The 11,062-nt window shown below is 59.6% G+C and carries 11 protein-coding genes; 9 read left to right on the top strand and 2 right to left on the bottom strand.

Annotated features, from left to right (window positions below; genetic code table 11):
* Positions 1-112 precede the first annotated feature (112 nt).
* From GO707_RS01560 to GO707_RS01540, 7 genes are all read left to right on the top strand, one after another.
* Positions 113-1,120: a VirD4-like conjugal transfer protein, CD1115 family gene (locus GO707_RS01560; RefSeq protein WP_335878658.1), complete on the top strand. Its 1,008-nt coding sequence runs from the start codon at positions 113-115 to the stop codon at positions 1,118-1,120.
* Positions 1,121-1,167: 47 nt separating this feature from the next.
* Complete coding sequence (locus tag GO707_RS12000) at positions 1,168-1,554, top strand: hypothetical protein (RefSeq protein WP_198160970.1); 387 nt, start codon at positions 1,168-1,170, stop codon at positions 1,552-1,554.
* Positions 1,529-1,936, top strand: a complete 408-nt coding sequence (locus GO707_RS11995) for a hypothetical protein (RefSeq protein WP_198160969.1) — start codon at positions 1,529-1,531, stop codon at positions 1,934-1,936. The genes GO707_RS12000 and GO707_RS11995 overlap by 26 nt, the downstream gene beginning before the upstream one ends.
* A 374-nt stretch (positions 1,937-2,310) precedes the next feature.
* Positions 2,311-2,460: a TetR/AcrR family transcriptional regulator gene (locus GO707_RS11990; RefSeq protein WP_198160968.1), complete on the top strand. Its 150-nt coding sequence runs from the start codon at positions 2,311-2,313 to the stop codon at positions 2,458-2,460.
* 27 nt (positions 2,461-2,487) lie between these two features.
* A complete protein-coding gene (locus tag GO707_RS01550; RefSeq protein WP_198160967.1) occupies positions 2,488-3,027 on the top strand; it encodes a hypothetical protein in 540 nt (179 codons plus the stop codon).
* Positions 3,028-3,155: 128 nt separating this feature from the next.
* Complete coding sequence (locus GO707_RS01545; protein WP_198160966.1) at positions 3,156-5,927, top strand: S-layer homology domain-containing protein; 2,772 nt, start codon at positions 3,156-3,158, stop codon at positions 5,925-5,927.
* 177 nt (positions 5,928-6,104) lie between these two features.
* The gene (locus GO707_RS01540; protein WP_157011717.1) at positions 6,105-6,944 is read left to right on the top strand and encodes a class B sortase; all 840 of its coding nucleotides are present in this window, start codon (positions 6,105-6,107) and stop codon (positions 6,942-6,944) included.
* Positions 6,945-7,513: 569 nt separating this feature from the next.
* Here GO707_RS01540 and GO707_RS01530 read toward each other — a convergent pair.
* The gene (locus tag GO707_RS01530; RefSeq protein WP_114549762.1) at positions 7,514-8,674 is read right to left on the bottom strand and encodes an IS256 family transposase; all 1,161 of its coding nucleotides are present in this window, start codon (positions 8,672-8,674) and stop codon (positions 7,514-7,516) included.
* 171 nt (positions 8,675-8,845) lie between these two features.
* On the opposite strand from GO707_RS01530, the gene GO707_RS01525 reads away from it, so the two are divergent.
* Entirely contained in the window at positions 8,846-9,139 is a 294-nt protein-coding gene (locus GO707_RS01525) for a sigma factor-like helix-turn-helix DNA-binding protein (RefSeq protein WP_157011715.1), read from the top strand.
* A gap of 289 nt (positions 9,140-9,428) precedes the next feature.
* Positions 9,429-9,695 (top strand): DUF6870 family protein, encoded by a 267-nt coding sequence (locus GO707_RS01520; RefSeq protein ID WP_157011713.1) that lies wholly within the window; start codon positions 9,429-9,431, stop codon positions 9,693-9,695.
* Positions 9,696-9,953: 258 nt separating this feature from the next.
* Here the strand turns inward: GO707_RS01520 and GO707_RS01515 are convergent, their stop codons facing one another.
* On the bottom strand, positions 9,954-10,931 hold the full coding sequence (locus GO707_RS01515) for an IS30 family transposase (RefSeq protein WP_232325478.1): 978 nt from the start codon (positions 10,929-10,931) through the stop codon (positions 9,954-9,956).
* Positions 10,932-11,062 lie beyond the last annotated feature (131 nt).

Raw genomic sequence — 11,062 nt, 5'->3', positions numbered from 1 at the left:
CCAGGGCGGTTTATATCCTGATGCCTCGAAGCAGCAAATCCACGTGCCTTTCTATTCCATATTCTATTATCAACATCCTATCTAAAAGCTTTGGTTTAGTTCTTGACTTCAAATAGCAGGTCTGTCGTATATCCGCAACGAGGCGGATATTCTGAAATTCGTCAACGCCTTGATCTCCAACACCAAGGGCGAGGGCAAGGAGGGCGATCCCTTTTGGCAGAAGTCCGAGACGCTTTTGTACTGTGCCCTCATCGCCTATATCATCTTCGAGGGACCGGAGGAGGACCGGAACATGAACACGCTGGTGGACATGATCTCCGGCATGGAGGTCAAAGAGGACGATGACGAGTTTATGAACGCAGTGGACTATATGTTCAAGGGGCTGGAAAAGCGCAAGCCGGACTGCTTTGCTGTCAAGCAATATAAAAAGTACAAGCTGGCCAGCGGCAAGACGGCAAAATCCATCCTCATTTCCTGCGGCGCTCGTCTGGCTCCCTTTGACATCCCCCAGCTCCGGGAGATCATGTCCTATGACGAACTGGAGCTTGACCGCATGGGAGACCGGCGGACGGCGACATTCTTCTGTATCGGCGACACGGACAGCACCTATAACTTTTTGGTGGCTCTCGCTTTTTCGCAGATGTTCAATCTGCTGTGTGAACGTGCCGATAACGTCCACGGCGGCAGGCTGCCCCATCATGTGCGGGTGCTGTGGGACGAGGCGGCCAACACGGGACAGGTGCCGGGACTGGAAAAGCTGGTGGCCGTCATTCGCTCCCGTGAGATCAGCCTGTGCCTGCTGTATCAGCAGTTGGCTCAATGCAAGGCCATCTATGATAAGAACGCGGAAACCATTCTCGGCAACATGGATAGCGTCCTGTTCCTCGGTGGCCGGGAGGCCAGCACCATCAAGGAAATATCCGAGAACTGGCTGGGCAAGGCCACCATCTCCATGCAGACCGAGGGACGCTCCCGTGGCAATTCTGAAAGCTACAGTCAGAACACCCAGCGGCTGGGCCGGGAGCTGATGACCCCCAGCGAGCTTGCCACCATGCCGGGAGACCGGTGTGTTTTGCAGCTCCGGGGCCTGCCGCCGTTCTACTCCAGGAAGTATGACTAGAAGCCCTTGCAAAGCGCCCCGCCGATTTTGCCGACTTCCTGCGGCTCATGGAGGAGGCAGGCTATGCGGTCAGGCGGGGACGGGGCGGCGCGATCTCCTTTCTTGTGCCGGGACAGGAGAAACCGACCCGGCTCCGGGCATCCACCCTCGGGGACGGTTACGATCCCGAGGACATCCGGGCGGTCATCGCCGGGGAGCGTTCGATCCCGGCTGCGGAGGATGCCGCCCCAGCGTCCCGGCGCGTGGGCCTGATCGTGAACATTGAGCAGCGGCTTCGGGAGGGAAAAGGCCCGGCCTATGAGCGATGGGCCAAGGTCTACAACATCAAGCAGATGGCCGCCGCGCTGCAATTCCTCCGGGAGCGGCAGCTTACGGACTACCGCGCTGAGTGCAAAAACGGATGGAGCGGTGGACCGCTTTCACCGGCTCTCTGATGAATTGCGGGCCACCGAGACGGAGCTGGCGCACACCTCCGAACTGATGGGCGCGGTGGTGCGGTACGCCAAAACTCGCCCCGTATTCGATGGGTACAAGGCGGCCCGGTACAGCAGGAAGTATCTGGCCGAGCATGAGGCGGAGCTGGCCGATTACCGGGCGGCGAAGGCTGCCATGAACGAACTGCTGGGCGGGGCAAAGCTGCCGAAAATGGACGCGCTGAAAGAAAAGCGCCGCGCTCTGGCAGCACGGAAAAAGAAACTGTACGCCGAGTACCGGAAAGCGCAGCAGGAAATGCGGGAGGCCGTGGCGGTCAAGACAAACATTGACCATCTGCTGGGCCTGACGGACGGGCAGAAAAATAAGGAACAGGAGCGATAAGCAACGGTGACGCAGATATAAGGCGCTTGCGCCGCTGACTTCGGGACAAAGTGTCCCGAAGTGCCGGGTTTGGGGAGGCTCCCCAACAGGCATTTTTGCCGCCCCCTGCGGGCGCAAAAATCGTGAGTGTCTATACACTCACCCTGCTTGCCAATTCGCGCACCCCCGGAAACCCGGCTGTTTTCACGGGCGGCGCTTTTCTCCAAAACCGTATCGTAAAATGGCATCATGGGAAACCTATACAAACGATACGGAGGAGAAAACCATGATCTTGCAGACATTAAAAGAAAAGATACACGTCGTTTCCTTTCTACTATTGCATCCAGCCTCTTTCTATATTATACTAATAAAATTTACACCACGGCGGAAAGGAAGTGATCCTCATAGCCATCACAAGCGCAAGTTTGCCCACGAAGAAGCGGATTCTGACCGTCTGCGTGAAGCTGTTTTTGGAAAAGGGCTACAAGCAGACCACGCTGGCGGAAATCAACGAAAAGGCCGGTGTGTCTTTCAGCCAGTTCTAGAACATTTTCCGCGCCAAGGACGGCGTATTGACGGAGCTGGTGGAGTTCATGTTTGAAAACCAGTTCGCTATGGCGCGAAGCGCGGCGGGTGCGAAGCCGCCGCCGATCTATGTCTACGCGGTCGAAACAGCGATCCAGATGACGCTGACGGAGCTGAACGAAAACCTGCGGGAGATCTACATTGAAGCCTACACGCAGAAGGAAGCGTCTGAATTTATCTTCCGGGAAACGGCGAAGGAGCTGTATCAGATCTTCGGTCCGTATCAGCCGGAGCTGACTGCCCGCGATTTTTATGACATGGAGATCGGCTCAGCCAGCATCATGCGCGGCTACATGGCGCATCCGTGCGACGAGGAACTGACGCTGGAAAAGAAGCTGCGGCTGTTTCTCACCATGAGTCTGCGGGCGTACAACGTCCCGAAGGAGGAAACGGAACAGGCGATCCGGTTCGTGGAAGGGCTGGATATCCGCACGATCTCCGAACAGGTGATGCAGGCACTGTTCCGTGCGCTGGCGATGCGCTTTGAGTTTTCCCTCGCGGGGATCACGCTGCCAGCACAAAAATAGAAGCCAATATGTATTGCAAGGGAGTACTCCCTTGCATCGGGATATATCCCGATGCAATCCCATCTTGCTCCAAAACGCGCTTCCCACGGGGGACGGGACGACGCGCGAGAAGAAAGTGAGGAATGACTATGAAAAAACGACTGCTCAGCATCCTGCTCATGTGCTGTATGGTGCTGACACTGCTGCCAACAGCGGCTTTTGCAGAGGACAGCACGGAAACCCCGCCCGTGTGCAGCTGCGAAACAACCTGCACGGCGGACAACGTGAACACGGAATGCCCTGTCTGTGGAGCGGAGAATGCCATACCGCAGAACTGCGGTCAATACATCCCTGTTGAGGACCGAACCGGCGAAAACGGCAGCACCGAGGGAGCCGATGATCCGAATGGTCCCACAGAGCTGAGTGCCGCAGATCAGGTACAGGCCATGATCAACGCTTTACCGAGTGCCGAGGCAATTACAGAGGAGAACGCTGAGGAAGTCGAGGCGCAGCTTGAGGCCATCGACGAGGCGAAGGAGAAGCTCTCCGACGAGGAAATCGATGAGCTGGATATGACCCGGTATGCGGAAGCTGCCGCTGCATTGGGGGCGCTGGTTGCGCCAATGCTATTGGCTAATGATTCGCCTGACGAGCAGTTTTCCCTCGCTCCCGGCGGCAGATATTATTTTGACCTCTCCGGCGCAAACATCCCCGGAACGGCAAACGGCAGTCTGCCGGACAGCACCCTGCACTATGTTCCCTTTACCTACGCAGGAACGGTGAACGCCTACAAGCTCACAACGGAGATGGCAACCACCGAGGAGCATGCACAGAAGAATAAATATCCCCACAGCCTGTTCGTGGCGGATTATGCCGTAACGAATGATGTAAGCTGGAATGCCCTGAATACCGCAGATCTGATTTTCAGCAAAAATTATGCCAGCGGCGGCGTGGACTATACCCTGCGCACACCGTCTGCGGGAAGTGGCTGTACGGGTTTAGCCGATTCCCAACGCGGCGTGCCCCAAAGCAACGAATGGGACACGATGCTGAACAAGAACAGCGGATATATCCAAAACTGGAATGGAATGTATTCGTGGGGACAGGATGTTTCTTCTGGCGGCGCGTCGTACCGTGCGGTTCGCGGGTACGGTTTGGCCCGCTACTGGGACTACGACTATGCTACGCACTCCTACCCGTACCTCGGTTTCCGCCCTGTCCTTGAAGTCCTGAACTCTGACACACTGGGTTCTGGCGGACTGAAGGTCGTTACCCTTGACCTTGGCGGCGGCACGCTGGGTAATAGCTCCGAGGATATTCAAATCATCGTGAAAACCGGCAGCGAGTTTACCGCGCCTGCGTCCGACGGTCTGACCCGCCCGGACGGGGATGCAGGAAGTTTCTTTATGTGGCTTGGCAGCAACGGTAAATTCTACGCCCCCGGCGACAGTGTTCCGGCTGAGGTGACGAAACTGACGGCGCAGTGGACAGCCCCGACCTACGCCGTAACCTTGAATACGAACGGCGGCACGATCAACAGCGGCAATGTCACAAGCTACACCTACGGCGTGGGCGCAACACTCCCGACAGCGGGCGATATGACCTATACAGGCCACACGTTCGTGGGCTGGTATGACAACGAAAATCTGACCGGCTCTCCCATTGCGGCAATCGGCGGTACAGAAACAGGCAACAAGGAATACTGGGCAAAGTGGGAGATCAATCAGTACACGATCACCTTTGATACTGCCGGAGGCAGTGTTGTTACCCCCATCACGCAGAATTACGGCACGGCCACCACCGCCCCCGCCGATCCCACCAAAACCGGCTATACCTTCGCAGGTTGGGATAGAGCGATTCCTGCAACCATGCCTGCGGAGAATCTGACAATCACGGCACAATGGACGGTCAACCAGTACACGATCGCCTATGATCTGGCCGGAGGCACTGCGGAGGGCAATCCCGACACCTACACCATCGAGACAGGGGCTTTCACCCTCAAGAATCCTACCAAATCCGGCTATACCTTCACCGGCTGGAGCGGCACGGGGCTTGACGGCGAGAACAATATGACCGTCACCATCCCAACGGGTAGCACTGGCAACCGAACCTATACGGCACACTGGCGTTATAATGGCAGCGGCCATTCTTACAGCTACTACACCATCAAGGCAACTGCCGGGGCTGGCGGCTCCATTTCTCCCTCCGGCGATGTCAGTGTCCGCGAGGGCCGGGATCAGACCTTCACCATCACCCCGGATAAGGGCTATGCTGTCGCCAACGTCAAGATCGACGGCAAGAGCATCGGCGCGGTGAAGTCCTACACCTTTGAGAATGTCAGCAGAACCCATACCATCGAGGTCATCTTTATGAAAGCCAACGGCAACCCCCAGACCGGCGTGTTTGTGGATGTAGCCACCGGCAGCTATTATGAGGACGCTGTGGATTGGGCAGTGGAAAACGGCATTACCAAGGGAACCGATGATACCCATTTCTCCCCGGATGGCATCTGCACCCGTGCGCAGGCCGTGACCTTCCTGTGGCGCACCGCTGGCAGTCCCAAACCCGAAACCCGCGCCATGCCGTTTACCGACGTCCCCGTGGGCAGCTATTATTACGACGCTGTGCTGTGGGCGGTAGAAAACGGCATCACCAAGGGCACCAGCGACACCACGTTCAGCCCCAACATGACCTGCTCCCGCGCCCAGATCGTCGCGTTCCTGTGGCGTTCCGAGAAGTCCCCGGCAGCGGGTACAGCCAATCCCTTTGCCGATGTGAAGTCCACCGCCTACTATGCTGATGCGGTACTGTGGGCGGTCAAGGAGAACATCACCAAGGGAACCACCAGCACCACATTCAGCCCCAATGCGGATTGCACCAGAGCGCAGATCGTGACCTTCCTCTGGCGCTGCAAGAAGTGACCGGCTGACATACGGCTAAACATCAAAGCCGCTGACAAGAACCCATAAGCGAACATCGGACAGCGCAGCGGACGGGCATCTCGCCCCGAAGCTGCGCTGTTCTCTTTTCGCTACAAGAAACAAATCAATGACATTTTGAACTGCGCCGCTATCCCAGCGCGGCAAGGAGACAGCGTTATGAAAAGAATCACAAGAATCATTCGTCCGATCATCTGCATGGCCGTCCTTCTCTTTGCCATGACCACGGCAGTCATGGGCTGCTATCAGAAAGAGGCGGAGCCTATCGACATTCCTGGCAGAACGTCTTCCGGCACATCTGCGCCTCAGCCATCAGCGACTCCCGCAGGCGAAGTTATCCCCTCGGTGGACAGGCAGGCAGAGTTGGCGGAAGCCAGAGCGAAGAACCCCGACACCGTGGCGTGGCTGTATATTCCCGGTGCGGAGGTAGACGATCCCGTGATGCAGGCGGAGGACAACGGCTATTACCTGAAGCTGGATGAAAACGGCGAGTACGCCATGTGGGGCTGTTACTATGCCCATTGTGAAAACCAAATCGGCGGCAGGGACGAGTTAGACAAAAACACCACCATTTTTGGTCACTCTGCCAGCAACTGCGATCCAGATGGACCGAAGTTTACCAAGCTCTACCGCTATATGGATGCAGACTTCGTAAAGGAGAATCCCTACATCTACCTCTCCGTGGACGGAGACGACCTGATCTTCCAGATCACCGCTCTATTTGTCACGGATATTGGCTTTGACTATATTGCGCCTAATCCCACGGGAGATGATCTGACCAGCTTCTTTGAGACGATTGCGCGGAAAAACTGGCTGGATTTTGACGGTGTGACCTTCTCCGAGGAAGATTCCGTCCTGACCCTCTCCACCTGCTGCCGGAAGTATGACAAGACCAACAGCGGCAATCAGCGGCTTGTGGTCATGGCGAAGCTGCTGCCGGAGGGCGCTGCGGCGCAGGAGTTCACAGTGTCCCTTGCGGAGAATCCCGAACTGCCCTGATAGGGCATCATCCGAAAACATCACGCCGTTTACTCATGCATCCGTGCGGACGACAGCAAACGAAGCAAATGTTTTCAAATAGCGCAGCCTTTCTTGCAAGCGTCTCCGCACGTCCAGAAGGGAGTGCGAAAATGCTAACGGATAGAACATCAATATCAAAATGCTGGACCGCCCGAACCGAGGTTATCACCCCGATTCGGGCGGTTTGCTGTTCCATGCGAATTTTGCCGATTCCTGCAAGAGAAACGGGATTTAAGGAGAAAAACAGACAAGGGGACCTAAAGAGGTGCTGCTAACAAGGTTATAACCCCTGCGCAGGTCCTCTGCTTCGAGACACTTTGTCCCGAAGTTGGCAGCCCCGGCTGCCGATCTCCGCCATTCCTCCATTCAGACCGCAGACACAAAAATCTGAATGGAGGATATACAAATGACTACCATCAATCTGAAGGACTTTTATCCGTGGTACACCCATGATGAGTACATCGAAGTTTCTGATGAAGTGGCCGCCGCGCGGTACTGTCCAGACTCTTGCGCAAATTCCAGCAGGCGGCTGCCGGCCGTCGGCATGGTCACTCGTCCAGCAGCGACACGTCCAGATACCGCCTCGATCCCCACTCGCTGTCGGCCACGTACTTGAGCCTGGCCGTCACCAGCATGAGCGCGCTATTGCCGTCGGGGAACGTGCCCACCACCCGCGTGCGGCGGCGGATCTCGCGGTTCAGCCGCTCTATGGCGTTGTTGGTGCGGATGCGCCGCCAGTGCCGCATGGGGAAGCGCGTGTAGGTCAGCGTCTCCGCGACGCCGTCGCGGACGCACTTGGCGGCCGCCGCCAGCCTCATGCCGTCCAATTTGGCGGCGACGTCGCCGGCCTTCTCCGAGCTGGCCTCCAGCGACTCCTGGGCATGAATGGCCTTGAGCATCGCGGCCACCTCGGCGCGCTTGGACTTGGGGACCTTCGAGAGCACGTTGCGGTAGAAGTGCACCGTGCAGCGCTGGTAGGCGGCTCCCGGGAACACCTCGGCGATGGCGCCGGTCATGGCGGCGGCCTTGTCGCCGGTGAACATGCGCACGCCCGTCAGGCCGCGGCCCTTGAGCCAGGACAGGAACTCCCGCCAGCACTCGGCCGACTCGGTGAAGCCCTCAGCCGCCCCGATCACCTCTCGGTAGCCGTCGTCGTTGACGCCGATGGCCACCATCACGGCCACGTTCTCGAAGGAGCCGCCCCAGCTCCTCTTGAGGTAGATGCCGTCGACGAAGACGTAGGGGTACTCGCGGGCCAACGGCCTGCTCCTCCATTCCTCGACGGCCTCGAACGCTTTCTCGTTCAAGTTCGACACGGTGGCCGCCGACACGCTCGCGCCCCACAGGATCTCGGAGACGTCCTCGATGCGCCTCGTGGAGACCCCGGCCAGGTACATCTCGATCATGGCCTCCTCGACGGAGGCCTCCCGGCGCTTGTACCGCTCGATGATGGCGGTGGCGAACCGCATTCCCTTGAGCTTGGGCATCCTGAGGGTCACCTGGCCCGAGGTGGTGGTGAGCCCGCGCTCGTAGTGGCCGGCGCGGTAGGCCTCGCGCCCTGCCGTCCGCTCGTAGCGGTCGGCGCCTATCAGGTCGTCGGCCTCCTCCTCGAGAAGGGCGTTCAGGGTGTCCTCGACTGTTCTTCTGACGAGCTCCTTGAGCTCGCCGCGCATGGCGGCCTCGTCGAATGATACGATGGGATCGGACATGGCTCTGCCTCCTAATATGATCGAATCTAGACAACTCGAATCATACCGAAGGCCGGAGCCGTGTCTTTTGGTATCTAGGCTATGCTGCTGTGAAAGTGCGCAAGAGATTGTACGTTATCCGCCGCGCTGAAGGCGGACAAGCTTTATGAGGCAGCCTATCAGCGGAAGGTAATGCGTAACAAAGCGCAGTATTCCCTCGACTGCGACGATGGGATCGAGTATTCCGCCTGTCAGCATGAACCGTCCCCGCAGGAGTTGCTGGAGCGCAAGGAGCTGTTCTACCATCTCTGGAACGCGCTGAACTCTCTGCCGGAGGTGCAGGGCGTCCGGGTGGAGGCCCATCTCATTCTCGGTAAGAGCTACACCCGGATTGCGAAGGAACAGGGCGCGGACCGGAGTGCTGTCCGGCGCTCCGTAAAACGCGGGAAAACGGCTATGAAAAAATATTTGAAAAAAGTTTTGTGATTAGGGTCTCCTTTTGGCCGGTTTTTGTCCTTGGTATATGAGAGGAACTTTTTTAACCTCTCCGCAGCAAAGCAGCAGCGTGGCCCGCCCACTGTGCAGGCTGCCGCCGCCTGCTGTGCGGGAGCGCCGTGCTATGAATTGCTGTCTTATGACGGGCCGAAAAAATGAGCGCGGCGCTCCCACAATACCATAGGACTTCGAGACACTTTGTCCCGAAGCAGGTCAAGCGCGAAGAGCGCCGCCAGCGGCGGCGCTCTTTTGCGTCTTAACTACATGAGGAGGTTTCGCCATGAGGCTCACTATCCGCGAATTGGACAGGCTGCAAAGTGTAGATATTGGCGCGGTAGATCCGGCCATGCTGCCGGACGCGGGTAGCGTGGCGCTCAACGCTGCCCTGCCCCAAAGAGACCGCGTGTCCTGTTTGGTACAGGCAGGAATCAATCCCTACTGCTTCTGCGTCGGCGGTGTCGGCGTTAAGATTGAATTTTCAGAGGATGGGCCATCCCTACAGGACACATTGGCAGCGTTTCTTCTCCGTATTAAAAGCGGGCGATAATATCGTTCCTGCCTGCCGCTTCGAGACAGGTTGAATTGCGAAGCCAGCCGAACGCCCCGCGGTGAGTAGGCGTTTTCCCAGATAGCCGGACGGCCCCGCGAGGGGCCGTCCTCCTTTTCCCCAGGAAAGATAGGGGGCGAGGGGCCTCGGCCGGCCGTCCGGCTGGATTTGGGCGCGCGGCTCCGCGGGCCCGCGCCGGGGCGCTTCCGGACTCAGCGGGACGGGCCTGGGGAAGGGCTGCTCTGTTGTCCCCTCGGGCTAGATCAGCGGATCCGCCCCCCTCTCCAGCCGGGCGCGGTTGACGGCCTCGACGCCGAGCAGCAGCTCGCCGTAGGGCACCTCCTCGACGCCCAGCGCGGCCGTGAGCGCGGCGCCGTCGTCGCCGTAGGCGGCCAGGAGCGCCCGCAGCGGGGGCATGAACGCCATCGAGGGCCTCGGCTCGGGGTTGAGCTGGGACATGACGGCCGCCATGTCGGCGGCCTCCAGGTCGTCGAATGATATGCCGCGCCGCTTGGGCAGGAGCTTCCGCAGCTCGACGTGGTTGCGCTCGCAGCCCCCCTTCTGCTGGGACTGGCGCACGTCGCAGTAGTAGACTCTGCAGCGGGCCCCCTTGCCCGGCAGGCACGACCTCTCCAGGGACTCCCAGTCCGAGAACTCCGCGCCGTTGTCGGTGAGGATCAGCCCGAACATGCGCTGGAACGCCCTCTTCCCGACGGCCGCCTCCAGCACGTCGAGCGCGGCCGCCACCGCGCTCGACGACCTCTCGGGCAAAAGCAGGCACAGCTGCGCGCGGCAGCAGCGCAGGTGGAGCGTGAGGACGCACTGCCGGTCGGCGGCGCGCCCGATCACCGTGTCCATCTCGCAGGCGGCCTCGCGCTCGCCCTCCGGGAGCGCCGAGAACGCCGAGAAGGAGCGCTCCGGGCCGTGCGGCGTCGGCGCGGGCGCCGCCCTCCTCCTCGGCCTGTACCCCACCTTGCGGCGCAGGTCCATGTTGGACATGCCGGCGTAGCCCCGCTCTATCCAGCGGTAGATGGTGGAGGGGGCGGCCCTGAACTCGGACGAGCGGGCGTCGGCTATCTGCGCCGGCGACAGGCCGCGGGCCAGGTCGGCCCTGATCTTGGCGGCGATGGACTCGAACTCCTCCTCCGTGCGGTCCACCCCGCGCCTGGCGGCGGACAGCTCGCCGTCGGCCAGCAGCTGGGCGCGGGCCGCGGAGTACTCGCAGCGGAACGGCATCGAGCAGTGGTAGCGGCGCCTGTTGCAGCCGTTGCAGACGTGCGGCCAGCCGCGGAGCCTGGCGCAGGCGCCCTCGGGCACCGACTCGACCCTCGACCCCTTGCCCGGCCCGCGCGTGACGGTGCGGTTGC

The organism is Adlercreutzia rubneri (assembly GCF_009755265.1).
GTDB classification, from domain to species: Bacteria; Actinomycetota; Coriobacteriia; order Coriobacteriales; family Eggerthellaceae; genus Adlercreutzia; species Adlercreutzia rubneri.
This window is presented reverse-complemented; position numbering and strand designations above follow the sequence as displayed.

Excerpts from the sequence above, each read along its gene's own strand:
- GO707_RS01525 (WP_157011715.1), top strand. The coding sequence starts at position 8,846 with ATGCGTAACAAAGCGCAGTATTCCCTCGACTGCGACGATGGGATCGAG.
- GO707_RS01515 (WP_232325478.1), bottom strand. The coding sequence starts at position 10,931 with ATGCCGTTCCGCTGCGAGTACTCCGCGGCCCGCGCCCAGCTGCTGGCC.
- GO707_RS01540 (WP_157011717.1), top strand. The coding sequence starts at position 6,105 with ATGAAAAGAATCACAAGAATCATTCGTCCGATCATCTGCATGGCCGTC.
- GO707_RS01545 (WP_198160966.1), top strand. The coding sequence starts at position 3,156 with ATGAAAAAACGACTGCTCAGCATCCTGCTCATGTGCTGTATGGTGCTG.
- GO707_RS01520 (WP_157011713.1), top strand. The coding sequence starts at position 9,429 with ATGAGGCTCACTATCCGCGAATTGGACAGGCTGCAAAGTGTAGATATT.
- GO707_RS12000 (WP_198160970.1), top strand. The coding sequence starts at position 1,168 with ATGGAGGAGGCAGGCTATGCGGTCAGGCGGGGACGGGGCGGCGCGATC.
- GO707_RS01530 (WP_114549762.1), bottom strand. The coding sequence starts at position 8,674 with ATGTCCGATCCCATCGTATCATTCGACGAGGCCGCCATGCGCGGCGAG.